This is a genomic window from Edaphocola flava (assembly GCF_004118155.1).
Taxonomy (GTDB): Bacteria; Bacteroidota; Bacteroidia; order Chitinophagales; family Chitinophagaceae; genus Edaphocola; species Edaphocola flava.
Map to the genome: position 1 here is coordinate 1,216,964 of NZ_SAIQ01000001.1, position 24,859 is coordinate 1,241,822.

At 46.9% G+C, this 24,859-nt stretch carries 23 protein-coding genes and 1 riboswitch; of the genes, 12 read left to right on the forward strand and 11 right to left on the reverse strand.

What is annotated here, in order from left to right; translation table 11 throughout:
- Nucleotides 1-37 precede the first annotated feature (37 nt).
- Complete coding sequence (locus EMP01_RS05240) at nucleotides 38-472, reverse strand: GNAT family N-acetyltransferase (RefSeq protein WP_129020416.1); 435 nt, start codon at nucleotides 470-472, stop codon at nucleotides 38-40.
- A gap of 80 nt (nucleotides 473-552) precedes the next feature.
- Nucleotides 553-650, forward strand: a riboswitch (TPP riboswitch).
- Nucleotides 651-717: 67 nt separating this feature from the next.
- Between EMP01_RS05240 and thiS the strand changes: the two genes are divergently transcribed.
- The 8 genes from thiS (at nucleotide 718) to EMP01_RS05280 (ending at nucleotide 6,897) form a co-directional block, all read left to right on the forward strand.
- Entirely contained in the window at nucleotides 718-921 is a 204-nt protein-coding gene (gene thiS / locus EMP01_RS05245) for a sulfur carrier protein ThiS (RefSeq protein ID WP_129020417.1), read from the forward strand.
- 46 nt (nucleotides 922-967) lie between these two features.
- The gene (gene thiC, locus EMP01_RS05250; RefSeq protein WP_129020418.1) at nucleotides 968-2,785 is read left to right on the forward strand and encodes a phosphomethylpyrimidine synthase ThiC; all 1,818 of its coding nucleotides are present in this window, start codon (nucleotides 968-970) and stop codon (nucleotides 2,783-2,785) included.
- A 12-nt stretch (nucleotides 2,786-2,797) separates the two neighbouring features.
- Entirely contained in the window at nucleotides 2,798-3,385 is a 588-nt protein-coding gene (locus EMP01_RS05255; RefSeq protein ID WP_129020419.1) for a thiamine phosphate synthase, read from the forward strand.
- A gap of 2 nt (nucleotides 3,386-3,387) precedes the next feature.
- Complete coding sequence (thiE, locus tag EMP01_RS05260) at nucleotides 3,388-4,014, forward strand: thiamine phosphate synthase (RefSeq protein WP_129020420.1); 627 nt, start codon at nucleotides 3,388-3,390, stop codon at nucleotides 4,012-4,014.
- A complete protein-coding gene (locus tag EMP01_RS05265) occupies nucleotides 4,002-4,769 on the forward strand; it encodes a thiazole synthase (protein ID WP_129020421.1) in 768 nt (255 codons plus the stop codon). Before thiE ends, EMP01_RS05265 begins: the two co-directional genes overlap by 13 nt.
- A gap of 3 nt (nucleotides 4,770-4,772) precedes the next feature.
- The gene (thiH, locus tag EMP01_RS05270) at nucleotides 4,773-5,891 is read left to right on the forward strand and encodes a 2-iminoacetate synthase ThiH (protein WP_129020422.1); all 1,119 of its coding nucleotides are present in this window, start codon (nucleotides 4,773-4,775) and stop codon (nucleotides 5,889-5,891) included.
- 12 nt (nucleotides 5,892-5,903) lie between these two features.
- A complete protein-coding gene (locus EMP01_RS05275) occupies nucleotides 5,904-6,623 on the forward strand; it encodes a HesA/MoeB/ThiF family protein (protein WP_129020423.1) in 720 nt (239 codons plus the stop codon).
- Nucleotides 6,624-6,690: 67 nt separating this feature from the next.
- Nucleotides 6,691-6,897 carry a hypothetical protein gene (locus EMP01_RS05280; RefSeq protein WP_129020424.1) on the forward strand — a complete coding sequence of 69 codons (207 nt, stop codon included), beginning with the start codon at nucleotides 6,691-6,693 and terminating at the stop codon, nucleotides 6,895-6,897.
- Nucleotides 6,898-6,952: 55 nt separating this feature from the next.
- Here the strand turns inward: EMP01_RS05280 and EMP01_RS05285 are convergent, their stop codons facing one another.
- Nucleotides 6,953-7,963, reverse strand: a complete 1,011-nt coding sequence (locus EMP01_RS05285; protein ID WP_129020425.1) for a helix-turn-helix transcriptional regulator — start codon at nucleotides 7,961-7,963, stop codon at nucleotides 6,953-6,955.
- 98 nt (nucleotides 7,964-8,061) lie between these two features.
- Complete coding sequence (locus EMP01_RS05290) at nucleotides 8,062-9,246, reverse strand: TlpA disulfide reductase family protein (protein WP_129020426.1); 1,185 nt, start codon at nucleotides 9,244-9,246, stop codon at nucleotides 8,062-8,064.
- Nucleotides 9,247-9,466: 220 nt separating this feature from the next.
- Between EMP01_RS05290 and EMP01_RS05295 the strand changes: the two genes are divergently transcribed.
- Complete coding sequence (locus tag EMP01_RS05295) at nucleotides 9,467-9,961, forward strand: DinB family protein (RefSeq protein WP_129020427.1); 495 nt, start codon at nucleotides 9,467-9,469, stop codon at nucleotides 9,959-9,961.
- Between the two features lie 42 nt (nucleotides 9,962-10,003).
- Nucleotides 10,004-10,855, forward strand: a complete 852-nt coding sequence (locus EMP01_RS05300) for a VOC family protein (protein ID WP_129020428.1) — start codon at nucleotides 10,004-10,006, stop codon at nucleotides 10,853-10,855.
- Nucleotides 10,856-10,872: 17 nt separating this feature from the next.
- On the opposite strand, the gene EMP01_RS05305 is transcribed toward EMP01_RS05300, so the two are convergent.
- The 5 genes from EMP01_RS05305 to EMP01_RS05325 form a co-directional block, all read right to left on the reverse strand.
- The gene (locus EMP01_RS05305) at nucleotides 10,873-12,171 is read right to left on the reverse strand and encodes a chloride channel protein (RefSeq protein WP_129020429.1); all 1,299 of its coding nucleotides are present in this window, start codon (nucleotides 12,169-12,171) and stop codon (nucleotides 10,873-10,875) included.
- A 169-nt stretch (nucleotides 12,172-12,340) separates the two neighbouring features.
- Nucleotides 12,341-13,777 (reverse strand): TolC family protein, encoded by a 1,437-nt coding sequence (locus EMP01_RS05310; RefSeq protein WP_129020430.1) that lies wholly within the window; start codon nucleotides 13,775-13,777, stop codon nucleotides 12,341-12,343.
- Nucleotides 13,770-17,018 (reverse strand): efflux RND transporter permease subunit, encoded by a 3,249-nt coding sequence (locus EMP01_RS05315; RefSeq protein ID WP_129020431.1) that lies wholly within the window; start codon nucleotides 17,016-17,018, stop codon nucleotides 13,770-13,772. The genes EMP01_RS05310 and EMP01_RS05315 overlap by 8 nt, the downstream gene beginning before the upstream one ends.
- A gap of 25 nt (nucleotides 17,019-17,043) precedes the next feature.
- Nucleotides 17,044-18,126, reverse strand: a complete 1,083-nt coding sequence (locus tag EMP01_RS05320; protein ID WP_129020432.1) for an efflux RND transporter periplasmic adaptor subunit — start codon at nucleotides 18,124-18,126, stop codon at nucleotides 17,044-17,046.
- A 135-nt stretch (nucleotides 18,127-18,261) separates the two neighbouring features.
- Entirely contained in the window at nucleotides 18,262-18,678 is a 417-nt protein-coding gene (locus EMP01_RS05325) for a hypothetical protein (RefSeq protein WP_129020433.1), read from the reverse strand.
- A gap of 230 nt (nucleotides 18,679-18,908) precedes the next feature.
- Between EMP01_RS05325 and EMP01_RS05330 the strand changes: the two genes are divergently transcribed.
- Complete coding sequence (locus EMP01_RS05330; RefSeq protein WP_129020434.1) at nucleotides 18,909-20,501, forward strand: helix-turn-helix domain-containing protein; 1,593 nt, start codon at nucleotides 18,909-18,911, stop codon at nucleotides 20,499-20,501.
- Between the two features lie 4 nt (nucleotides 20,502-20,505).
- On the opposite strand, the gene EMP01_RS05335 is transcribed toward EMP01_RS05330, so the two are convergent.
- From EMP01_RS05335 to EMP01_RS05345, 3 genes are all read right to left on the reverse strand, one after another.
- Nucleotides 20,506-21,129 carry an HPP family protein gene (locus tag EMP01_RS05335; protein WP_129020435.1) on the reverse strand — a complete coding sequence of 208 codons (624 nt, stop codon included), beginning with the start codon at nucleotides 21,127-21,129 and terminating at the stop codon, nucleotides 20,506-20,508.
- A gap of 84 nt (nucleotides 21,130-21,213) precedes the next feature.
- Nucleotides 21,214-22,542, reverse strand: coding sequence for an MFS transporter (locus EMP01_RS05340; protein WP_161971227.1), 1,329 nt, complete (start codon nucleotides 22,540-22,542; stop codon nucleotides 21,214-21,216).
- 118 nt (nucleotides 22,543-22,660) lie between these two features.
- Nucleotides 22,661-23,668: a bestrophin family protein gene (locus tag EMP01_RS05345; protein WP_129020437.1), complete on the reverse strand. Its 1,008-nt coding sequence runs from the start codon at nucleotides 23,666-23,668 to the stop codon at nucleotides 22,661-22,663.
- Between the two features lie 632 nt (nucleotides 23,669-24,300).
- Between EMP01_RS05345 and EMP01_RS05350 the strand changes: the two genes are divergently transcribed.
- On the forward strand, nucleotides 24,301-24,513 hold the full coding sequence (locus EMP01_RS05350; protein WP_129020438.1) for a hypothetical protein: 213 nt from the start codon (nucleotides 24,301-24,303) through the stop codon (nucleotides 24,511-24,513).
- Nucleotides 24,514-24,859: the final 346 nt, after the last annotated feature.

Here is a 24,859-nt window from a genome sequence, read left to right on the forward strand (position 1 = left end):
ATTTTATTTTAGATTAAAGTTAAGGTATTCTGTATAATCAGGCCAGGCTGAGATGCAGTATAGGGTAATCTTTACCCATGCCGTCTTGCTCAGATCTCGACTGTATGGCGAAGCCCTGGCTCAGGTAAAATGCAGTAGCCCCTTCATTCTGCTCATTCACATCTACCTTGCGAATGCCTAAGGTATGAATGGCATACTGCAATAAGGTTTTACCATAGCCTTGTCCGTGTGCACCAGCCTCCACGAATAACATCTCCAGCATATCATCAGCAGTGCCCAGGAAAGCCTGTAACACACCATCCTTATCCCATAGGCCATACAACTGCACCTGAGGGAAAAACTGTTCTGCAATAATGCTTTTGAAATACAGAAAATCCTCTTCGGCAAGGAAATGATGCGTGGCTTTTACAGCCGATGCCCAAATGTGCATCAGCCTGTCGTAATCTGCGGTGGTTGCGGATTTGATAATCATATCGGAAATGAATTTGCGATTACCGCAAAGATATAAAATTGATACTGCTGATTGGTTTTCATAAAAATGTCTACCTTTGGCTTTCACTTTAGGGGTGTCTGCGGTATCGCAGGCTGAGATTTTACCCTCTGAACCTGATCTAGTTCATACTAGCGTAGGGAAAAGTAAGATATGTCTTCGTATGCCTTCATGGCATTATTGCAGCCATTCCTAAAGTATTGTTTATATACTTAAATCTTCAGGGAATGGAATTTTCTTTAAATGATGTTTTAATACAAGCCGATACCGAAAGTCTGTCTGTACAAAGCCTTCTGGATCGTGAAATGCAGCATCAGCAAGGTATTGCTGTGGCCATTAATGATATTGTCGTGCCCAAACCCCATTGGGCAATACAATATATACAACCAAACGATCGTGTCCTGATCATATCCGCAACACAGGGCGGGTAATACTACTTTTTATCCAATTTCATTCACATATCAAAATGTATTGTTCATGCAGCAATCTGAAAGTATATCACGTACTCCCTTTCCTGGCTCCAGGAAAATTTATGTAGACGGGACCTTACATCCCATTAAAGTTGCCATGCGAGAAATCTCCCTGCATGACACCCGCCGCAGTGACGGCAGTCTGGAGCATAATCCGCCGGTTACGGTATATGACACCTCCGGTCCGTATACAGATGAACAGGCGGTAATCGATATCCGTAAAGGCTTACCGCGTATCCGCGAGCAATGGATACTGGATCGTAATGATGTAGACCTGCTGCCGGAGATGAGTTCTGAATACAGTCGCAAGCGCTGGGCTGATCCTAAGCTGGAGGAGCTGAGATTTGCCTACCAGCACCAGCCGGTAAAAGGAAAAGCAGGAAAGATTGTAACCCAATTGTACTATGCAAAGAACGGTATCATTACTCCCGAAATGGAATACGTTGCGATACGCGAAAACCAGCGTATAGAACAGCTGGCTACTGCGACCAAAGGTATGGACCACCAGCATCCCGGCAATAGTTTCGGTGCCAATACCCCGAAGCACAGAATTACCCCGGAATTTGTACGGGATGAGATCGCCGCCGGTCGTGCCATTATCCCGAACAATATCAATCACCCGGAAAGTGAACCGATGATTATCGGTCGCAACTTCCTGGTTAAGATCAATGCTAATATCGGTAATAGTGCAGTGACCTCCAGTATTGAAGAAGAAGTAGAAAAAGCAGTATGGGCTTGCCGTTGGGGTGCTGATACCATCATGGATCTGTCGACCGGTAAGAATATTCATGAAACCCGTGAATGGATTATCCGCAACAGTCCGGTGCCGATCGGTACGGTGCCGATTTACCAGGCACTGGAAAAAGTGAAAGGCGTGGCTGAAGACCTTACCTGGGAAATCTTCCGGGATACCCTTATAGAGCAGGCAGAGCAGGGAGTGTCTTACTTTACCATTCATGCCGGGGTACTCTTGCGGTACATACACCTGACCGCAAATCGTGTAACCGGTATCGTTTCCCGCGGGGGATCTATTATGGCCAAATGGTGCCTGTTTCATCATAAAGAAAACTTCTTGTATACACACTTCGAAGAGATCTGTGCAATTATGAAGGAATATGATGTAGCCTTTTCGCTCGGAGATGGCTTACGTCCGGGTGCGATTGCAGATGCCAATGATGCCGCACAGTTTGCAGAGCTGGAAACTTTGGGAGAACTAACCAAGATCGCCTGGCAGCATGATGTACAGGTAATGATCGAAGGGCCGGGCCATGTGCCTATGAACCTCATTAAAGAGAATATGGACAAGCAGCTGGAGTGCTGTGATGAAGCGCCTTTTTATACACTGGGCCCCTTGACTACGGACATTGCTCCGGGTTATGATCACATTACCTCTGCCATAGGTGCCGCTATGATTGGCTGGTATGGTTGTGCCATGCTCTGTTATGTAACGCCGAAAGAACACCTGGGCTTACCCAATAAAAAAGATGTAAAAGATGGAGTAATTACTTATAAGCTGGCTGCACATGCTGCCGACCTGGCGAAAGGCCATCCTGGTGCGCAATACAGGGATAATGCTTTAAGTAAAGCCCGCTTTGAGTTCCGCTGGCAGGACCAGTTCAACCTCTCTCTTGATCCCGACACTGCAAGAGAGTTCCATGATGAAACCCTTCCGGCAGATGCTGCAAAAGTGGCCCACTTCTGCTCTATGTGCGGGCCTAAGTTCTGTTCTATGAAGATTACACAGGAGATCAGAGATACGGCAGAGAAAGGATTGAAAGAGCAGTCTGAAAAATTCATTGAGAGCGGTAAATCTTTATACGTATAAACCTGCAATATTATGATCGCTGTAACGCTTCCGCTATATGTGCCCTCAGAAGAGCGACTGATCAGTGCCTTTTTTCAGGAAGGCCTGGAGTTGCTGCATGTACGCAAACCCGGTATAGAACGGGAAGGTATGCAGCGATGGCTGGAGGGGATACCGGCAGATTTTCGTAGCCGGCTGGTATTGCATCAGCATCATGAGCTGGCAGAAGCGTATGGCATTCAACGATTGCATGTGCCGGAGTATCTGCGGTCTGGAGCAGGACAGACTTATCTGTTTCCGGAGTATACTTATTCCACTTCGGTACATGACATAGACACCTTCAACAGCCTGGATGAAGGCTATGCTTATGCATTCTTAAGTCCGGTACTGGAGAGCATTTCCAAGCTGGGTTATAAAAGCCCGGAACCTCTGCTGGATCAGGTTTCGCTTCGTGTGCAACAAGGCATTGCACTGGTGGCGCTTGGGGGCATTCATGCAGGTAATTTACCCAGCATTGATCACAATGGCTTTGATGATTTTGCGGTATGCGGAGGTTTGTGGTATGCTTCCGATCCCTTGCAGGCCCTCCGGAAATTATTAGCTTATCCGTTAAATAAATGAACATGATCGATTATCCCAAACTCCAATATGTCTCCCAGGGGACAACGGCCAATGATCAGTACCGCAATATAGTGAAGGTATTGAAGGAGGGCTGTACCTGGATACAGCTGCGCTGGAAAGGGGCGCCCATAAAAGATTTAAAGGCACTTGCGCAACGGGTGATAAAACTAAAACAGGAGTATGCTTACACATTTATCCTGAATGATCATACACAACTGGCATTGGATCTGGACCTGGATGGAGTACACCTGGGTCTTGAAGATATGCCGGTAGCAGAGGCCAGGCTTATGCTTGGGCCCGGCAAGATTATCGGGGGCACGGCCAATACACTGGCCGATGTGCAGCAACGTATAGCAGAAGGCTGTGATTATATAGGACTGGGGCCATATCGCTTTACCACAACCAAAGAAAAGCTCAGTCCCGTATTAGGGCTGGAAGGCTACCGTAATATACGGAACAGCATAGAACATAATCCTGTCCCGGTTTTTGCGATAGGGGGTATTGAGCAAGAAGATATTCCCGCACTGATGAATACAGGTATATATGGCATTGCGGCCTCTGGTTTACTGACCCATTCCGCCGTGCCGGAAATTGTGCAACTTATAAATTATTCAACATGTCCACATTAAATATTGCCGGACAGGCATTTCAATCCCGGTTGTTTCTCGGCACCGGAAAATTCGGTTCGGCCACACAGATGGAAGCTGCTGTACTGGCTGCGGAAACAGAAATGGTTACTGTCGCACTCAGACGCGTAGACCTGCAGCAAAAGCAAGACCCGATCTTATCGCATCTGCAGCATGATCATATCCATTTACTGCCTAATACCTCTGGTGCACGCAATGCTAAAGAAGCGATACTGGCCGCACAACTGGCCAGAGAGGCCCTGCAGACCAACTGGCTTAAACTGGAGATACATCCCGATCCCAAATACTTATTGCCCGACCCGGTAGAAACATTGAAAGCAGCTGAAGCACTGGCTAAAATGGGCTTTATCATTTTACCGTATATACATGCCGATCCGGTTTTGTGTAAACACCTGGAATCTGCTGGTGTAGCGGCGGTCATGCCTTTAGGCTCACCGATAGGGAGCAATAAAGGGTTAAAGACTATAGATTTCCTGGAGATTATTATCGAGCAAAGTAAGGTTCCGGTAATTGTCGATGCAGGAATAGGTGCACCTTCAGATGCCGCTAAAGCTATGGAACTGGGGGCCGATGCAGTGCTGGTCAATACAGCCATTGCTATAGCCGGCGATCCGGAAAGAATGGCTGCTGCATTTAAAGATGCCGTACAGGCGGGTCGTAATGCTTATGAAGCCAGACTGGCACCTGTTGCTCAGGTCGCCACGGCTTCCAGTCCCTTAACCGCTTTTCTGGATTAATGTATGTATACAAAAGACTTTCGTTCCGTAATGGACCGCTATGAGTGGGATCAGGTACAGGAGCAGATTTACCGTAAAACAGAGGCAGATGTAATCCGTGCATTGCAGCAGGAACGCCGCAGTATCGATGATTTTATGGCGCTCATATCACCAGCTGCCAAACCCTATCTGGAACAGATGGCCGTACAGAGCCAGAGGCTTACCCAGCAGCGTTTCGGCAAGACGATCCAGTTGTATGCACCTCTGTATCTGAGTAATGAATGTCAGAATATCTGTACCTATTGCGGTTTCAGTATGGATAATGGCATCCGGCGCAAAACACTGAGTACGCATGAAATGGACGCAGAGGCAAATGCCCTGAAAGAAATGGGATTTGAACATGTGTTGCTGGTAACAGGAGAGGCCAATAAAGCGGTAGGAATGCTGTATTTTCTGCAGGCTATTGAACAGCTGAAAACACAGTTTGCTCATATCTCTATGGAGGTACAGCCATTGGAGGAAGAGGGGTATCGATTACTGCATCAGGCCGGAGTTCAGGCCATTCTCGTGTACCAGGAGACCTATCACAGAGAGGTCTACAAGCAATATCACCCCAAAGGGAAGAAGTCAAACTTTGATTACCGGCTGGATACACCTGATCGTATAGGTCGTGCGGGCATTCATAAAATGGGGCTGGGCGTACTGCTGGGGCTGGAAGACTGGCGTACAGACAGCTTCTTCAACGCACTGCATATTGCTTACTTGCAAAGAACGTACTGGCAGAGCAAATACTCCGTTTCCTTTCCACGACTGCGGCCAGCAGAGGGTGTCATTGAACCTAATTTTATTATGGAAGATAAGGATCTGTTGCAGCTTATCTGCGCCTATCGGCTCTGGAATCCCGATCTGGAACTTTCACTCTCCACAAGAGAACGGGAACATTTCCGGAATCATGCCATTGGCCTGGGTATAACCAGCATGAGCGCCGGTTCCAAAACCAATCCCGGCGGATATACGGTAGATCCGCAATCCCTCATGCAGTTTGAAACCAGCGATGAGCGGCCGGTATCCGAGATCAGAGCCTTGATACAGCAAGCAGGTTATGATCCTGTATGGAAGGACTGGGATCCGGTATTTACCTAATAATGTATACAGATGAATCTTAAAATCACAAAAGAAAACTACCAGCGCTATCATCGCCAGATCATCGTACCGGAGATCGGTATAAACGGGCAACTGAAGTTGCAGGAAGCTAAAGTGCTGGTGATCGGTGCCGGTGGGCTTGGTAGCCCGGTACTATTATACCTTGCAGGAGCAGGCATCGGTACACTGGGCATTGCAGACCATGATACAGTAGCCATACATAATCTGCACCGCCAGATCCTGCACCGCGAATCTTCAGTAGGGCGATCCAAAGCGCAGAGTGCGCTTGAAGGTCTGCAGCAGCTTAACGGTACGATACAGTATCACATTCATGAAGAAGCGATCAGCACTGGAAATGCAATGGATATTATATCGGGCTATGACCTGGTTGTAGATGGCTCTGATAATTTTAGTACCCGTTACCTGGTCAATGATACCTGTGTCGCAGAGGATAAGCCATTGGTATATGGCAGCATACTGGGTTTTGAAGGACAGGTGGCCGTATTCAACCATAATGGCGGTAAACATCTCAGAATGCTTTTTCCCGAGCCGCCACCGGCAGAACTGGTGCCCAATTGCGGAGAGAACGGCGTATTGGGTACACTACCCGGTATTATCGGTACAATGATGGCGCAAGAAGCCTTGAAATTGCTTGCCGGTCTGCCGGTACTGCACAACCAATTGCTGATCTTTAATACCCTGCACTGGACGTTCAGAAAGATCACTTTTTAATGTCATAAATGTTAATATCCGTATTATTCAGCCCAGGCTTTGTACCTTGCAAAAAAATAATTGCGCGATGAAAGCATTACATAAAGAATATAAATGGATCGGTATGGCCATGGCGGCTGTACTGGCCCTGTTACTGGTGATTAATATTGTTCCGGGACTGCTGCGCAACAGTGACTTCTGGAAAGTTTCTGCCGCCCTGATGAGCATGGGCCTGTTGTACCTGGTATCTATGTTGTACCTGAACAGCAGAAAGGTGATTGAAGATCATCAGTAATTAAAAAAGAGGCTACATAATCATGTAGCCTCTTTTTTACTGTTTGGGGGATGTTTTACAGATAGCTGCCGGCAGCCTGCTGCAGTCTTTTGGCAATCGTTTGCTGTAGCTTTTTAGGACCCAATACTTTTATACATTCTCCGAAGCCCAGTAATTCCCGCTCCAGTTCAAAGTTGAGGGTGACATCCAGTCGGATGATGGTACCGCCTTCCTCTTCTTTAATAACCTGCTGAGAGTGGTGTATCGGCTTGGTGAGTACATAGGGTACATTGTATTTATTAACCCAGAGTATTACTTTCTGAGCCCGGCTTTTAATGTCTTTGGTGACCCCGATGGTATCTTCAAAATAGCGGTCAAAACCCACACCGGTATAGGGTACAAAGTCTTTCGGATTCATTTCCATAAAATCAATGATCCGGTCCAGTGCCAGTGTGATCAGTGCAGCACCTTTCTGTGGTTTGCAGATCAGGAACCAGCGATTGCGGTATTCTTTAAGCAGGTAAGGGTGGTAGACCGAAGCCCTGGCATCCTTTGCTTTGAAAGAGCGGTAATTAATCAGCAAGGGCACTTTCTTGCGGATGGCCTGATAGAGCGGGGTGATATGCTGAATGCCCTTGACCAGTGCATTGCCTTCCAGCTGAATATAATTATCCGATTTGTCAGTCGTCTTCCGCAATGAATTTTCCAACCGGGCAATGATATCCGTCATGTCATCAAAATAATCAAAGCCATTCATCTGGCGCAACACACTTACAATCTCCGACATCTTATCCAGGTCAGTATCGGTTATTTTGGTATGATTGATGCTGAAATTCGGATCCTCGTATGCATAGTATTTGCGGTCCTGTACAATGATTGGTGCATTATAGCCCAGTTTATCACTGCGCATCAGTTGTATATCGGCCTGAATGGTGCGCTTACTGACGCCTGATTCGATTCCTTCATAATCGTACAGAGCCTCAGATACCTTTTCGATCAGGTCTTCCAGCGTCCATTTACGGTAACGGTTGCGCAGGCATTTATCAATCGTCCGGTAGCGGATCAGGGCCAGTTTATTAATCGCCATAAAAAGGATTTGCGCTAAGATAAAATTATTGGTGCAGCAAAAAAATTAATTGCGCAATATGTTTGCGTAGTTGATCTGGAGTGCTAATATTCCCCTTTTTAAAGCTCCTTACTTATATACTCATCAAGATCGATAAGCCCTTGAAAGGCTTTGATTTCCTGCGTTTCCTGATTGATCAGTATATAATAGGGGATGCCCTCAATTTCAAAATATTGGTCCAGGTATTTGTCCTGATCATAAATTTGCGGGTATTTATTTTTATCCGCTTTGACTGCTTTTTCTGCGGGCTGGAATTTGTCTTTCACGACTACACCTATAATCTGTAACTGTTCCTGTGTATATTTTTTACTCAGGTAGGGAAGGTCAGTTTTTATACTTTTTCTGCAAGGGCTGCACCAGGATGCCCAAAAATCCAGAAGAATGAATTTTGAGGGAATACGCGGACTCAGGAAATTGAAATTTTTGCCCTCCATCAATATATAGGATCGATCAAACAAGAAATCAGGTTTGATGACTTTGCGGCTTTTTTGCAACACGATTAGCACTGTATGGAGCAAATTTGATGAGGTGCTTTTTTCAACATTATCCAGATGTGCGTTGATAAGATCGTTATCCTTATTATTAGCCAGCTCTACCTGGTACAAACCAGCAGCAAGTGCGAGCAGGTTGGGGTTGGTTTCTTTCAGAAGAAAAGGCAGTAACAATTTATTGTTGCTTTCTGTCACTGCTTTTGCTTCCCTGACCAGACTAAGCTGGTATGCTGCGATCTTAACCGGGTCCTTCAATGTTTGCAGTGGTGTTGGATCCAGGCTTTGCATTTTTGCATAGATGGGTTTACGCAGGTCGCGCAGGTATAATACCTTATTATTGACGGTAGCTAGTTCGGCTGTCGAGGATAGCATCGTGTAGCTGAGCCACAGTCGGGACATATCGGCCTCAATATGTACAGCATTTCCCTGATCTCCGGTAATCACAAATGCATAATTGTCCCGTTCGCCATCTTCAATAATCCCGGGTATGTCATTTGACAGATACCGGGTAGATAATCGATACAGGGTATTAGCCCTCAGATGATCAAACCTGAATATCCCTTTTTGATCGAGTTGTTGGGAATCCACGAGGCAATCACTACTCCCGGAAAGTATAAATTTATAGTCTGTAATCTCTGAAAGATAAACCGTATTTGCCCATTCCGAAGCCTGTTTTAAATGCCCGGTAATGGTGCTTGCAGATGCAATCGTAGTGAGTAAAAGGGCGAAAATTAGTGAACTTCTTTTCTTCATAATGAACCGAAAATAGTTATCGACAATGAGAATTGTAGTGATAATATCTTTGCCAAAATGTTAACATATGTATTTTTTGCATAAGTAATTGAAGGTGAATTTGCTTTACCTTTTATTTATTGCTACTATGATTTTAACATGAAATTCTTCCTCGCCTGAAGCACAGATATATATAAAAGTGTAACTTGTATGCTCTCTTTAACCTCTAAATTGCATACTTATGGACACACTGCAACAATTGCGGAATGAACTGGAACATGAATACCGCACTACACAAAATTTCTTCCGCATATACCCAGAAGGGAAAAACGATTATGCACCACACGAGAAAAGTATGAAGCTCGGACACCTTGCTACACATATAGCGGAGATCTTTTCCTGGCCTGGTGTCATGCTGGAAACAAATGACCTGGATATCGGTGCCGGAGACCGACCACAGATCTTATCTACCCCTGATGAACTGTTGACCAAAATGCAGGAGCACTATGATAAAAGTATCGCGGCACTGAATAAGGCATCTGAAGAAGACCTGAACCCGGACTGGGCTTTAAAGTATGGTGATAATGTACTGGCCAGCTGGAATAAATATGATGCCATAAGACACTCGCTGAACCAGGTGACCCACCATCGCGCCCAGCTGGGTGTATACTATCGCCTCAATGATATTGAATTGCCAAAGAGTTACGGACCTACGGCCGATCTGCAAAGTTTCTAGAGCTTATTTTATATTATTACCTCACTTTTATAATACAATACTATGAACAAAAATATTTATCCCTGCATCTGGTTTAATGGCAGAGGAAGTGAAGCAGGAAAATACTATGCTGAAACGTTTGACGGGGCTAAAGTGACCCATGACAGTGGCATGGTGGTGACCTGGCAAGCTGCGGACTGTAACTTTATGTTACTGGATGCAGGCCCGAACTTCAAACCCAATTTCAGCATCTCTTTTATGGTGATGTGTGAAACCGCCGAAGAGCTGGACCGCTATTGGGAAAGACTCTCAAAGGATGGTAAGATCATGATGGAACTGGCTGCCTATCCCTGGTCTGAAAAGTATGGCTGGCTGGAAGATCAGTTCGGAGTATCCTGGCAATTATACCTGGGTACCGGGGCGCCACAGAAATTCGTACCTACACTGATGTTTACCGGGGTCAATAATGGTAAGTGTATGGAGGCAATGGAATATTACACACGCGTTTTTCCTGACTCAAAAATTGACGGTGTCATGAAATATGAGGAGGGTGGAGACGATACTCCGGGCAATGTGGCCCATGCACAGTTTTATATCAATAATTATATGCTGATGGGTATGGACAGCTCTATGGATCATGGTGTACAGTTCGACGAAGGTATATCTATAGTGGTGACCACAAAGGACCAGGAAGAGACAGACTACTACTGGAATACCTTTACCAGCGAAGGAGAAGAAAGTATGTGCGGCTGGCTGAAAGATCGCTATGGCATCAGCTGGCAGATCACACCGGCACGCCTGATGGAACTGATGGCCGATCCGGATCGCGAAAAAGCGGGAAGGGTAATGCAGGCCATGATGAAGATGAGAAAGATCGTTATTGCCGACCTCGAAGCCGCATACGCCGAAGCATAAACCTGGATTGAGATTATTTACGATTGCCCTGTAATCGCAGGCACCTCATTTTTCGCAGCAGAAAGATGATAGGTGTACACGTTATAGGGCAATATTTTTGCCGCACATATTTTGCCCACATAACTGCCCAGCAGCACAGGTGTAAACAGATGAAACCCGTTAGGCACCAGGCTGCACACCAGAAATAATGAAGTAAGTGGTGCATGAATAGCCGCTGCAAGTGTAGCCGCTGCACCTACCAATGCAAAGTTGAGTAACACAAGCTGCGTGCCCAGCAGGTAATTACAGCATATCGCAAATAAAATGCCCAGGAATGATCCTGCCACAATGCTTGGAGCAAACACGCCACCATCGCCACCGGCACCCAATGTCAGTGAAGCAGCAACCGGCTTCAGGATCACCAGTAATAATATAATCCATAAGAAAGAAAGATCGAAGCTGCTTGTTGTTACGGTATTCAATACCTCTTTCAAGCCGTGATAGCTATCGCCGAAGAGATAGGGCAGACTATAGATCATTGAGCCTACCATAAGGGCACCCAGGTTTACCCGGATAAAGTTATTATGTATTGAAGCAAACAATTCTTTAACCCTGATCACTAAAATGGTAGTATACACCGCCAGCAATCCGCCTAGGGCGCCCAGGATAATGTAAAAGGGAATGGAGGTCACCTTCCAGGTATTTACGGCAAAGGGTAATAAAGGTACGGCATCGAAGAAATGCACCCATAAACCCGCTACCAGCGCAGCAGCTGTGCAGCTGATCAGGATTGTCTTGCTCACCTTTCTCGCGATCACTTCAACGGCAAATAACCAACCTGCTAACGGGCTGCCAAACAACACTGCCACACCAGCGGCTACGCCCGCGCAGACCAATTCTTTTTTATAGGCAAATGCAGTATGTCCTTTTTCATAAGCGGCATTACCTACCGTAGCGGTAGCTACAACAGTAGAGACTTCAATGCCGGTTGATCCGCCAAAAATGACCGTAAGAAAACCATTGATATAGTGAGAGGGAATTTTAAATAGAGGCAGGTGATCTTTGCGCTGATCCAGCGTTTTGTATATTTCCGTAATACCTTTATTCTTCCTGTTTTTGAATAGATATTTCCGGAGAAAATAAATGATGGTAATGCCTACAGATGGGAGAACGAACAGGAGCAAAGGTTCTGTCTCTTCAATCCGGTTATACATAAAATGTTCTGTATGCTCGGTAAGCCGCTTGAGCGATTCTGCCAGTATTGCACATACCAGACCTATAAACAGGGAGACAGTAAATAACCTTGTGTAATGGTATAAAAGAATCTTTTTACGCATAGCCGAAGAATAAAGAAGTTATTTAAGTATCACGTGAAGGGACTGCAAAGTTAGGTATAAATTGGCCTCGTCCGATAAAAAGAAAGTTGCGTAATGTTCCATTTCTGTTTGATATAAAAAAGTTCCGCATGTATAACATGCGGAACTTTTAAACCGGTTGCGGGCAAGGCTAGCGCCAGCCGCCGCCTAATGCCTGGTAAATATGTACCAGTGCATTCATCTGTTGCTTGCGGGTTTCGATCAGTTCAAATCTAGACTCCAGCGCATCTCTCTGTGTCATTAAGACCTCCATATAATCGGCTCTTGCAGATTTGAAGAGCTCGTTGGAAATATCGATAGACTCTGTCAAAGCCTTTACCTGCTTATTCTTCAGGTCATAGCTCTGCTCCAGGTTATGAATATTGCTCATCTGGTTGACTACCTCGAGATAGGCATTCAGTACTGTACGTTCGTAGTTATATACTGTTTGTACCTGTCTGGCATTAGCCATATAATAATGCGCTTTAATAGCATTACGATTAATAAGCGGTGCTACAAGATCTCCTGCCAGCGAATACAGCAAAGATTCAGGACTTTTGATCAGGTACGCCGGGTTGAAGGCCTGATACCCTACCGAAGCGGTGATGCCGAGTGAAGGGTAGAACTCTGCACGGGCAACCTTTACATCCAGTTTAGCCGCAGACAGCTGCAGCTCTGCCTGGCGGATGTCCGGACGGTTGGCCAGTAACTGTGACGGGATACCGCTCTGCACCATTTGTGGCATAGTCGTTCCGAAAGAAGCTTTGTTTCTTACAATCGGTTGCGGATAGCGGCCCAGCAGAAAATTGATCCTGTTCTCTGTTTCGGTGATCTGCTGGCGAATGCCGTACTGCAGGCTTTTCGTCTTGGCTACCTCGGCTTCAAACTTACGCACCGCCAGTTCGGTAACCCGTGTAGCCTCCTTCTGCAGTTTTACAATCTCCAGGGCATCGCTCTGGATATCGATATTCTGCTGAATGATGGATAACTGGTTGTCCAGGGCCAGTAATTCATAGTAAGCATTAGCAATTTCCGCTACGAGATTGGTCACTACAAAATTCTTACCTTCTATAGTAGAAAGGTATCGTTGTGCAGCCGCCTTTTTCGCATTGCGTAATTTATGCCATATATCCACCTCCCAGGTTGCATATGCTGCAATTTTAAAATCGCCCAAAGGTTCGGGCATAGCCTTGCCAGGCTTGATGTCTGTAGTAGCCTCGCTGGCGCCGATATTGGTATATCGTGCCACCTTATCTACTCCCATACCGGCACCGACACCTACCGATGGCAGGTATTCGCCTTTACGGATGCGTACCTCGTTACGGGCGATCTCAATCTCCTGTAAGGTAATATTCAGTTCCTGGTTACGATCCAGCGCAGTGTCGATCAGTGCAGCCAGGTAAGGATCGGCAAAGTAATCTCTCCAGTTGATGCCGGCCGTATTCGTACTATCTGTACTACCTGCTGTATAGGCCTCCGGTACTGCTTTGTTTTCCTGGCGGGATACGATAGCAGGAATAGAGCAGGAACTGTATACCACTGCTATTCCCGCAAGCGCTGCCCATGTATATATGCGCTGTTTAGTCATGTTGATCATTTTTATCCGTTATAGAATTGTCCGTTCTGCTTTTAAACAGTTTGAGCAGCAGTTTTTTCTTTTTCTTTTTCGATTGTACAAAATCCTCTGTCAGCGGGTTTTCATCCTCATCCCGTATCAGCTTGCGTTTAGAAGCAATGGTGCCGAATACGAAATAAAGCCCTGGTACGATAATCACCCCGAAGATGGTACCAAACAACATACCACCTGCTGCTGCGGTACCGATGGTACGGTTACCCAGGGCACCAGGACCATGTGCAAATACCAGCGGAATAAGACCGGCGATAAAAGCAAATGAAGTCATGAGGATAGGACGGAAACGCACTTTCGCTCCTTCGATAGCCGCATCCAGCACCGTCATTCCCTCACGCTGTTTCTGAACAGCGAATTCTACAATCAGTACGGCATTCTTACCCAACAGACCCACGAGCATTACTAATCCGACCTGTGCATAAATATCATTGGCCAGTCCCATTGCTTTCAGCAGCATAAATGAACCGAAGATACCGGCCGGTAAAGAGAGCACAACTGAGAAAGGCAAAATGAAGCTTTCATATTGTGCCGCCAGTACCATGTATACGAAGATCAGCACGATCAGGAAAATGTACAGTGCCTCATTACCACGGCCTACCTCATCTTTGGTCAGCCCTTCCCAGTCAATGCCATAGCCGCGGGGCAGGGTTTTGGCAGCCACTTCTTCTATGGCCTGAATCGCCTCACCACTACTATACCCTTTTGCCGGTTCGCCCCTGATCGCAGAGGATGGGTACATATTGTAACGGGTAATCTCATTCAGACCATGGGTTTTTACCATTTTCATAAAGGCAGAATAAGGCACCATTTCATCACGATTGTTCTTTACATATAAGTTCAGCACATCTTCCGGCAGGCGGCGGTATTCCGGTCCGGCCTGTACATACACCCTGTAGAATGTACCGAAGCGGATAAAGCCCAGTTCATAGGTACTACCGATCAGGATAGACAGGTTATCCATCGCGCGTTCGATCGACACCCCTTTCTGCATAGCAGCCTCGTTGTCGATCTGCAGTTCGTATTGAGGATAGTTGGCACTGAAGAAGGTAAATAAACCGGTCAGCTCTTTACGCTTGCCCAGCGCAGCCATAAATTGATTGTTGATCTGCTCCAGGGCTTTGTAGTCGCCGGTATTGCTCTTGTCCAGTAAACGCAGAGAGAAACCACCTGCAGCACCATAGCCCGGTACGGCCGGAGGTCCGAAGAATTCTATCGTTGCACCCGGTATCTCATGAGATTTTTCTTCCAGTTCTTCAATGATCTCTTTTACAGAATGTTTACGGTCTGCCCAGTCTTTAAGGTTGATGATACAGGTACCGGCATTGGAGCCACGACCCTCGGTCAGTACCTCATATCCTGCCAGTGCAGACACAGATTGTACGCCTTCTACTTTCTTAGCCAGGTCCTGCAATTCACGCGCTACATCATTGGTCCGTTCCAGTGTAGAACCCGGAGGGGTTTGAATGATCGCATAGATCATACCCTGATCTTCATTCGGAATGAAACCCGTGGGCAATACCTTATTAACACCTAAAATACCCAGGCTGAATACAATCAGTAATCCGAATGTAACCAGTCTGCGGTTCACAATTTTATTCAGTAAACCGGTATACTTTCCGGTCAGCTTTTCAAAGCCACGGTTAAATGCATCCAGGAATTTATCTATCGGAGTTTTTCGTTTTGGTTGTCCATGATTGTTTTTAAGAATCATAGCACATAATACCGGTGTGAGGGTCAGTGCCACAAAGCCAGAGATCACGATAGAGCAAGCCATCGTGATGGAGAACTGTCTGTAGAAGATACCTACCGGACCGGACATAAAGGCTACCGGAATGAATACTGCTGTCATCAGTAAGGTGATCGCAATTACGGCACCGCTGATCTCTCCGATTACTTTCTTAACCGCTTTGAATGGGGAGAGGTGCTCCTCTTCCATCTTGGCATGCACTGCCTCAACGACGACGATCGCATCATCGACCACCACACCGATAGCCAGTACAAGGGCAAACAGCGTGATGAGGTTAATCGTGAGTCCGAACAACTGCATAAACATAAAGGCACCAATGAGCGATACCGGCACCGCCAGCGTCGGGATCAGTGTAGAGCGCCAGTCGCCCAGGAACAGGAATACCACAATCGCCACCAGTATAAAGGCCTCGACCAGGGTGTGGATTACCTTTTCGATAGAGGCATCGAGGAAGTGCGATACATCATAGCTGATCTCATAATCCATACCCGGAGGGAAGGAACTTTCTTTGATCTCATCCAGTTTTGCTTTCACTTCTTTGATTACATCACTCGCATTACTACCATAAGTTTGTTTCAGGGTAATGGCTGCTGAAGGATGTCCGTCCATGTTGGAGTAGATATCGTAGAATTCAGAACCCAGCTCTACTTCAGCCACATCTTTCAGGTGCAGGATCTCCCCATCGGGGTTTGCACGGATAATTACATTTTCATACTCTTCCGGTTTATTGTACCGGCCTTTGTAGGTAAGTACATACTCCAGTGCCTGCGATCGCTTACCGGTGGCCTGCCCCAGACGTCCCGGCGAACCGATGATACTCTGCTGGGCCAGTGATTCCATAACCTCTTCGGTAGAAACATTATAAGCACGCATACGGTCCGGTTTCAGCCATATACGCATGGCATACTGACGGCTACCCAGGATCTTGGCACTACCTACCCCTTTCAGACGACTGATCTCGGGGATGAGGTTTACATTGGCAAAGTTGTAGAGAAACTTCTGATCGGCTTTGGGATCTTTACTGTACACATTCACATACATCAGCATGTTGGGAGAGGTATAGCTGATCACCAGACCCTCACGCTGTACCAGTGGCGGCAGACGGTTGGTTACCTGTTCGATCCTGTTCTTTACATTTACTACCGCCTGGTTAGGATCGGTACCCAGGTCAAATACAACCTGGATAGTTGCCTCACCGGCACTGGTGGCATCTGAGGTCAGGTATTTCATACCCGGTGCACCGTTAATGGCTTTCTCCATCGGGATCAATACAGACTCTACCAGTACATTGGCACTGGCCCCGGGATAAGCGATATTTACTACAACCACAGGTGGCGCGATAGACGGAAACTGTGATATAGGAAGCGTCTCTATGGCCAGAAGGCCCATAAAGACAATGACCACGGACATGATAATAGCCAGTACGGGTCTTTTTATGAATTTCTGGAACATTTAATTTCTTTTTTTGATCTTAGAATTATTCTGATGGTACTACGAGATGATTCATAACCTGGTGCGGATCGGCATATTTAAAGGAGATCTTCTCTTTATCCTTCACTTTATGCAATCCTTCCAGAAGTATTTTGTCAGATGCTTTCAGTCCGCTACCGATCACGAACAGGTCCGGCATCTCAGCGATTACCGTAACCGGGGTCAGGTGCGCCACTTTCTGATCATCTACTACATACACATACTTCTTATCCAGGATCTCGAATGTTGCTTTCTGAGGAATGATAATGGCATTCTTAATTGGCGTATGCATCAGTATGCTGCCGGTTTCGCCATGGCGCAGCAGCCCTTCCGGATTAGGGAATGTAGCCCTGAAAGCGATGTTACCCGTTTCATTATTGAACTCTCCTTCGATGGTTTCTACCACACCAGGGTATTTAAATTCCTCATTGTTGGCCATCAGCAGGTTTACCTGCAATTCTGCTTTGTTCTGCACACTGGTTTTGTAGTTCAGGTATTCTGCCTCAGAGACATTGAAGTACACCCACATCTGGCGGTTGTCAGACAGGCTGCTCAGGAGGTCGCCCTCATCTACCAGGCTACCCAGTTTTAAATTCAGGCGATTGATAATGCCATCAAACGGTGCACGGATTTCGGTGAAGTCCAGGTGTACTTTGGCCAGAGCCTGTTCTGCGCGGGCTTTATCCAGGCGGGCATTGGCCATCGCCAGTTCATTCTTGGATACTACATTACGGTCCGATAGTGATTTGGTATTCTGTACTTCGATAGAAGCTGCTTTGGTTTCGGCCTGAGCCTTCATCAGTTCGGCCTCGTACACTTTAGGCATAATCTTGAACAGCAGTTGGCCAGCCTTTACATACTTACCCTCATCTACATAGATCTTTTGCAGGTAACCTTTTTCCTGTGCCCTTAATTCGATGTTGCGTATAGAGCGTATCTGCGCTACATATTCTTTGGTAATGGTGGTGTCCATCTGGATAGGACTGGTGGCCAGGAAGGTAGTCTGGCTTTCTTTTTCTTCTTTGTGAGATGTGCAGCTTGTGTGGCATACGACAGCCCCCAAGCCCAGGATCATGAGCATTCTCTTCATAATAATTTGCATTTAAGCAACCGTGTTTTGTTGATGTGATATGAGTGTGAAAAATAGATCGTCTATCCGGCGGGTGCCGGAGATCAGTTCTCTTTGTAAGCATGGAAAGGCAGACCTAATGGCCTGCAGGTGAATTTATATTCTGAATACCCCGAGTAGTACATGCCTTCTGTAGGCAGGGGCAAACAAAAAATGCTTACCGTAGGGTAAGCGAAAGGCAGTATTGTGCTGATGTGCCGCAAGTCCCTTGCTGTAATAAACAGCATCATTGCGGTCGGCTATAGCTTTAGGGGCAGATGAGCTGTTGTCATCTTCGGTTTCGGAGTCCGGTGTATCGCCTTTTTCGTGATACTCCTGTGTGCCGGAAGAGGCAGCAAACTTCAGTGCTTCCTGTGAAGCGTCTGTATCCAGTTGCAGATAAGGCTGCACAACAGAAAGAGAAAGGGTGGAGTCGGGGTAAGTGACGGTAACCGTATGCGCATAATTACGGCCGCTTATACTTAATATAAGCAGGGCCAGCAGGCTGCACAATCTGATTACCCAATTTTTCATCTGACGGCCAAAATTATGTAAACTTAATTATTCCACCCAACTCCTTAATTAATTAATAACATAATTGCGGTAGAACGGTGGTCGCTGAGGGTTATTAAAACGAAATATATTATAAATGTTGAAATTACCTTATGGTTAATTGATTGTATTGTAGTTGTTTGATCTTACAAAAAACATAGTATTTTTATGCCGTCCGCTATTATATTTTTTGTACCTAATAATTTTTTATTGTGAAATACCTCTTCCTGTTGGTGTGCTTTACCGGCATGTACCTGAGTACTTCTGCTCAGGATCCTGAGTCTTATGAGAAAATATATACCAAAACCTTCCTGGAAACGTCTCATGCCGATTTCAATAAAGCATTGCAGATTGCCGACTCCCTGTATGAGCATTCCGAAACGGAAACGTACAAAGTGCGCAGCCTGATGCTGACCGCTTCTTTGTATCAGCAAGCCTCCGAATTGTCCCGTGCCGTAGAATATGCCGAAAAAGCACAGGACATTATCTTTCAAACCGATAATTATAACTGGCAGGCCCGCGTAGCCGGATTTTTGTCCACCCAGTACCGTTTGTTGAAATTATATAAGAAGTCCAGCGACTATGCCGGAAAAGCCCTGGAGGCTGCCCGGCAGATCAGTAACCCGGAGATGGCTAACGTTAATATGGGTATGATATACCAGGAGAAAGCCTGTGTAGCCCGTGATCAGAAGCAATACCGTAAAATGATTGATATGGCCCATAATGCACAAAAACATTTTGATCTGGGTCATAAGAATCTGGATTATTTTACTGCCGCTAATGCAGTGTTTTTGGGAGATGCATATGTTGGGTTAAAGCAATATGATTCTTCACTGGCGCACTATCAGAAAGGTGCAGAAGCGATGGCAAAACTGCCGGAAAGCAATATGAGGGGATTTCTGATTAACGGTGTTGCGGTTAGTTATATGGAACTGGGGAAACTGGAAGAGGCAAAACCCTACGTAGACAGTGCGAAGGCGATTGCAGACCGTTCAAAAGACCTGCAATTGAAACTAATCGTTTACGATGCGGTAAAGAAATATGCCGGTAAGGTAAAGGATGTAGAAAAACTAAACGAGGCACAGCAAAACCAGGATACCATAAGAACCGAACTGACAGAACGGAAAAATGCTTTTCTGAACCGAACCGTTACGGGCCTGGAGAACAATTATAAGAAGGAAGCGAAGTGGGGGAGCTATAAAAATATACTGATTCTTGCCGCCCTGATCATTATAGCCGGTACAATGACGTATGTGGTCGTAACAAAACGTCAGCAAAAAGCCCGGTTCAGAAAGGTACTGGCACGTCTTAAAGAAAGAGAGGAGCATAGACTGGCACTGGCTGCGCAGGCTGTACCTGCTGTAGAGGTGCATCAGTTTGCCGAAGCGGTTCCCGAAGTTGGTGAGGAGGCACAGAAAGAACCGGATGGGCCTATGATGACCCCTGAAACCATGCAGAAACTATTGCAAAGTCTTGATGAGTTTGAAGCAGGCACGCTCTTTACCGACCGTAATATGTCCCTGTCTTACCTGGCCACGCATATCAATACCAATACAAAATACCTGTCCCGTGTCATAAACCAGCACAAGCAGAAAGACTTTAACGGGTATATTAATGAACTGCGTGTAAATTATATTATTGTACAGCTGAACAGTGATCCGGTATGGCGTAAGTATAAGATCAGTACCCTGGCCGATGAGGCCGGATTCTCATCTCACAGCAAGTTTGCTACCGTGTTTAAATCCATAACAGGGCTATCGCCTTCCTTATTCATCCAATACCTGGAGAAAGAGGTACAGTCGTAAGGCATTAAGACCGGCTGTGCCTGCGGCCCGCGGTAAATCTGCTGCGGATCTGCTGCCTTCTCGATCTTCTGAGCCTGGAGGCCTTAACCGGATAGTGCCGTTTGGGGGTAATATTATTAAAGATAAGGGCCACCAAAAACAGGATCAGTGCTCCCGATAATACAGGGCTGAGTACATACCAGTAGCCCATAGCCGCAATCTTGGTGCCACCGGTAACCGCAATCAGTGCAGTAGCACCACCGGGCGGGTGCAGGGTTTTGGTAATCTGCATGGCCACAATAGAGCAAGCCACAGCAAGCGGAGCGGTGATCCAGATAATGTCCGGGCAGAGCAGCTGTACCGTAACGCCTACAAGGGCAGAGACCACATGGCCTCCTATAAGGTTACGGGGCTGGGCCAGCGGGCTCTGTATCGCACCGTACACCAGCACGCTTGAGGCCCCGAAAGAGCCTATCAGAAACACATTCTCCAGCCGGGGCAGTTGCAGGTGCTGCAGCCAGGCAATGATACCAATACCGAATATAGCCCCTATGAAGGACCAGAAATGCTCCCTGAAGTCGACCAGGGTTTCTTTATAGACTACATAACGATATAGCCTTATCTGTCTTTTGAGTTTATGCCTGATCATATCCTAATGCGGGGTGTATTGGTTCAGCATATGTAGTGAAGCCGGGTACAAAAATACTTTAATCAGATGAAACGGTTCCGGGCATCAGTCCTGCTTGCTGGTACGGCTGCGTTTGCGCGCCGGAGCAAAGACTTTGTAGCCACTGCTTAAGCGAGGCATCCTGGTGCGCACATTGCGGCTGATGCGGTATAGCTTCAGCACCGTCTTCAGTCGGCGACCCTGCACCAGCTTCTGCAGCATGACCAGGAAGCTGATGTTGATCAGCGCCAGTACACATAAGACATACAAGAGCATGCCGCTGTCATAATACTGGATGATGATGCCCCCGATCAGTGGAGTGGCCGCCTGTGCGACCAGTGGCGCCAGGGCCAGTTTACCGATGATGGTGCCATAATCTTTAGGGCCAAAGATCCACATAGGCATCGTGCCCCGCAGGATAGAGCGCACACCATTACCCATAGAATAGATAATGATGCCCAGAAAGGCAATGGCAGGACTGGTTGCTAATAAGATAAGCCCTGTGAGAATAGCGATGGCCGAGATAATGCCGGTTTTGACCGGGGTCTTGGCCGGGAAGAAGATGTCGAGCAGGCGCACACCCACCTGGCTGGGCCCGATGAGGGTGCCTATAAATATAGCATGCGTCAGGCCAATGCCTTTATGCGTGAGTATATCGATCAGGTATACATATATACCCGTCATGATGAAGGAGCCCAGGGTAAAGTTGCAGAGCAGGAGCAGGTAGGCACTGCGCGACCTGGCAGGGCTTAGCTGCTGTGCCATGACCAGGGTCTGCTCCGGCTGCTTTTCGTCAGGTTGCGGAGCTACATTACGGTCTTTGAAAAAGCTGAAGTAGTGTATGGGGAAGATGAGTACAATCAGTATTACAGCATAGATGAGTGCAGCACCCCTCCAGCCATAATGTGCCAGCAGGAAAGAGAGCAGGGGCCAGACCACCGTAGTGGTAAAGCCCGATATGAGGGTGATCTGTACAATAGCAGCCCTGGAGCGCATGCCATACTTTCTGCCCAGCGAGGCAAAGAGGGCATCGTACAGGCCCATGCCCATCGCAAAACCCAGCACCAGCCAGCCACCGAGGAACAGGATCTGGTTTGTGGTCAGGGCCAGTATGATCAGACCCAGACCCATGATGAGGCCCGAGACGGGTAGCAGGAAGTTGCGCCTGCTGTGCTGTATCAGCTTCCCGATGCGGGGAGAGATGAGGCCGGATAGCAGCAGCGCCAGAGACAGGCATCCGTATATGTACTGGTGTGACCATCCTGTATCTTTTATAATCGCATCGCCCAGTATGGCCAGCAAGAAGTAAGAGCCGCCCCATAACAATATCTGCGCAATACCCAGCAGCAGGCTCTCGCCGATCTGCCTTTTATTTATATGTCTTTTGCTGCTCAATGATGGATGTAAAATGGCTGCAAAGGTCTATGTAAATCCTATATCAAAAAAATACTTTGTGTAATAAGTCTAAAGGAGGCCGGTCTGCCCCGCTGGTGCCCGATTATCTTCGGGCCACTTAGAGTACAATATTGTTTTGAGGCACAATAGGTTCTGGCAGGGAGGGCTCATCCAGCATATCCCTCATATCGATCTCTATCGTACGGCTGATCTGTGTAATAGGAATATCGTTTGCACTGCCCTCGAAAGGATTTACGGCACTCTCACCGATCGTGTCCAGTATATTAAAGGCCCAGGCCACAACGGCAGAGAAGAGAATGTTGAACCATATGGTGTACCCTTCCAGCACAGTACCATCGCCCAGTTTGCTATACTCCTTCAGCAGGCCGAAGGGCAGCAGGATGATGAATATAAATAAGAGATACGTCGTTACCGAAGCAAAGTTGCGGGGATAGGGAAAGTTCTTGATGCGCTCGGCCCGGCCCTGGCTGTCGGTAAGGCGCATGATGCTGCCCTGCAGGGTCGTCCATTCAAAATCGTTCAGCAGGCCCTCCTGCCTTAGTGCCGCCAGCGCCTGCGATTGCATTGCCGTCAGCTGGGTAGCCTTGTTCTTTTTAGACAGCACATAACGGAGTTCCTCTCCGGTCAGGTAGGGTTTCAATGCCTCTTCCATAGTGCTTTCGCATTCCGGTATGATATACCTGCCCCGCAGAAAATCTTTATTGCTCGAGCGGCGCATGTTTTCCCAGCTGCGGGGCTCCCTCAGCTGGAAGCGCAGTGCCGTAAGCCAGGCAAAGTGCCGGTAGAAGATCTTTTGTACCGTCTCTGGCTGCTGGTTATGTATAACATCCCGCAGGGTATAGGCAAAGCTCCTGCTGTCGTTGATGATGGCACCGTATATCTGGCGGGCCTCCCATATTCTGCCATAGCTCGCATTGTTTTTAAAGCCCACGATAAAAGCCATGGCTGTACCCAGCACCGCTATGGGCTGCCAGGGTATGGCTATAAAGGTCAGGCCACATGCATATAATACAGTGGGTATGGTAGCGATCAGCAGTAGCAGTATGGTGTCTCTGAAGCTCCATCTGAAAAACTCCAGCGGGGTATATCTTCTTCCGGTATGCATAAATATTTACTTTTTTGAATAGGTATTGAACTATAAATATAATGCTTAGGATTTATATGCCGCACCTATTGCTAAAGTAGCAGTCAGGCCCAAACTGTTTTCTCCCAATTGTACGGGGTCTGTTTTTCCTTTTGGGTAATAGGCCGGGCACCGCTGCCCGGCCTATATGGCATGCAAACCTGTGGAATCATGAGATATCTCCATTTCGCTTCGCTTCAGTCGATATGACGATGAGCGTGTATCCGTCATTTCGGGCACAGCGTAGCGGCGTCGAGAAATCTCCTCCATGTTTCCTTCAATCATGAGATATCTCCATTACGCTTCGCTTCAGTCGGTATGACGAGGAGTGTGCATCATTGCGATCACATGCGAGGCACCTGTGCTAGCCAGGCGGTAAGCGGGTCTGTTTTTCACTTCGGTTAATGGGCGTCAGTTTTTTTAACTTAATGATGAAATAAGATTTTCGCGTATTACTTTCGTTAAAACCTTATGAGACAATACCCTATGAAAGTCTCACTCATTTACTTTATATAATTCACTTGCTTTTGATCAGAAGGTGATTCGATTTGTTAACCAATCAATCATTTATTATGAGAAAAGCATTACTCCTCTATTTGCTGCCGCTCATAGCTATGCAAGCCAGCGCGGCAGACTGTAATCCTGTACCCGGTGGCGATCGCCGCAGCGATCCCAACTACCGGCAACCGGGCAGCCATCATAACAGCATACCCCATGCTGTTGCTCCCCCACGTGCATTTATTGCCAGAGATCTCCACAACATGCATGCTTCTGTAAGTATGGCGAAGCCGGATAGGGCATGGTTGCGACGGCTCCAGAATCGATGATCTTGTACCGCGCATTACTCCGAGCGTGCTCCGGAGCGGGAGATGCTAATCTCCATATTCAGGGCATTGGTGTATAACAGCGCGTGCTCGCATTGTCGATGTGTATGACAGAATTGCATACTTGTTACATTTCTTTTTTATTTAATGCTTGCCGGTCCGGCTAGTCGATCTGGTGCAGCACACACATGTGGCGCTGCGCTGGTATGGGCTCATGTTGTATTCTTTTTTAAGATATATAGTACTGCTTTTGGGCAGAATCAGGCTTTTCAGAAGGCAGAAAATTTATCGGGTGCCGGCTTTTTTTCAATGGTAAACACCCGATTAGGCTTTTCAAATTCGGGAATAC

What these genes read in the sequence shown, in the direction of transcription:
- EMP01_RS05240 (WP_129020416.1), bottom strand. Translation starts at nt 472, where the DNA reads ATGATTATCAAATCCGCAACCACCGCAGATTACGACAGGCTGATGCAC.
- thiS (WP_129020417.1), top strand. Translation starts at nt 718, where the DNA reads ATGGAATTTTCTTTAAATGATGTTTTAATACAAGCCGATACCGAAAGT.
- thiC (WP_129020418.1), top strand. Translation starts at nt 968, where the DNA reads ATGCAGCAATCTGAAAGTATATCACGTACTCCCTTTCCTGGCTCCAGG.
- EMP01_RS05255 (WP_129020419.1), top strand. Translation starts at nt 2,798, where the DNA reads ATGATCGCTGTAACGCTTCCGCTATATGTGCCCTCAGAAGAGCGACTG.
- thiE (WP_129020420.1), top strand. Translation starts at nt 3,388, where the DNA reads ATGATCGATTATCCCAAACTCCAATATGTCTCCCAGGGGACAACGGCC.
- EMP01_RS05265 (WP_129020421.1), top strand. Translation starts at nt 4,002, where the DNA reads ATGTCCACATTAAATATTGCCGGACAGGCATTTCAATCCCGGTTGTTT.
- thiH (WP_129020422.1), top strand. Translation starts at nt 4,773, where the DNA reads ATGTATACAAAAGACTTTCGTTCCGTAATGGACCGCTATGAGTGGGAT.
- EMP01_RS05275 (WP_129020423.1), top strand. Translation starts at nt 5,904, where the DNA reads ATGAATCTTAAAATCACAAAAGAAAACTACCAGCGCTATCATCGCCAG.
- EMP01_RS05280 (WP_129020424.1), top strand. Translation starts at nt 6,691, where the DNA reads ATGAAAGCATTACATAAAGAATATAAATGGATCGGTATGGCCATGGCG.
- EMP01_RS05285 (WP_129020425.1), bottom strand. Translation starts at nt 7,963, where the DNA reads ATGGCGATTAATAAACTGGCCCTGATCCGCTACCGGACGATTGATAAA.
- EMP01_RS05290 (WP_129020426.1), bottom strand. Translation starts at nt 9,246, where the DNA reads ATGAAGAAAAGAAGTTCACTAATTTTCGCCCTTTTACTCACTACGATT.
- EMP01_RS05295 (WP_129020427.1), top strand. Translation starts at nt 9,467, where the DNA reads ATGGACACACTGCAACAATTGCGGAATGAACTGGAACATGAATACCGC.
- EMP01_RS05300 (WP_129020428.1), top strand. Translation starts at nt 10,004, where the DNA reads ATGAACAAAAATATTTATCCCTGCATCTGGTTTAATGGCAGAGGAAGT.
- EMP01_RS05305 (WP_129020429.1), bottom strand. Translation starts at nt 12,171, where the DNA reads ATGCGTAAAAAGATTCTTTTATACCATTACACAAGGTTATTTACTGTC.
- EMP01_RS05310 (WP_129020430.1), bottom strand. Translation starts at nt 13,777, where the DNA reads ATGACTAAACAGCGCATATATACATGGGCAGCGCTTGCGGGAATAGCA.
- EMP01_RS05315 (WP_129020431.1), bottom strand. Translation starts at nt 17,018, where the DNA reads ATGTTCCAGAAATTCATAAAAAGACCCGTACTGGCTATTATCATGTCC.
- EMP01_RS05320 (WP_129020432.1), bottom strand. Translation starts at nt 18,126, where the DNA reads ATGAAGAGAATGCTCATGATCCTGGGCTTGGGGGCTGTCGTATGCCAC.
- EMP01_RS05325 (WP_129020433.1), bottom strand. Translation starts at nt 18,678, where the DNA reads ATGAAAAATTGGGTAATCAGATTGTGCAGCCTGCTGGCCCTGCTTATA.
- EMP01_RS05335 (WP_129020435.1), bottom strand. Translation starts at nt 21,129, where the DNA reads ATGATCAGGCATAAACTCAAAAGACAGATAAGGCTATATCGTTATGTA.
- EMP01_RS05345 (WP_129020437.1), bottom strand. Translation starts at nt 23,668, where the DNA reads ATGCATACCGGAAGAAGATATACCCCGCTGGAGTTTTTCAGATGGAGC.
- EMP01_RS05350 (WP_129020438.1), top strand. Translation starts at nt 24,301, where the DNA reads ATGCAAGCCAGCGCGGCAGACTGTAATCCTGTACCCGGTGGCGATCGC.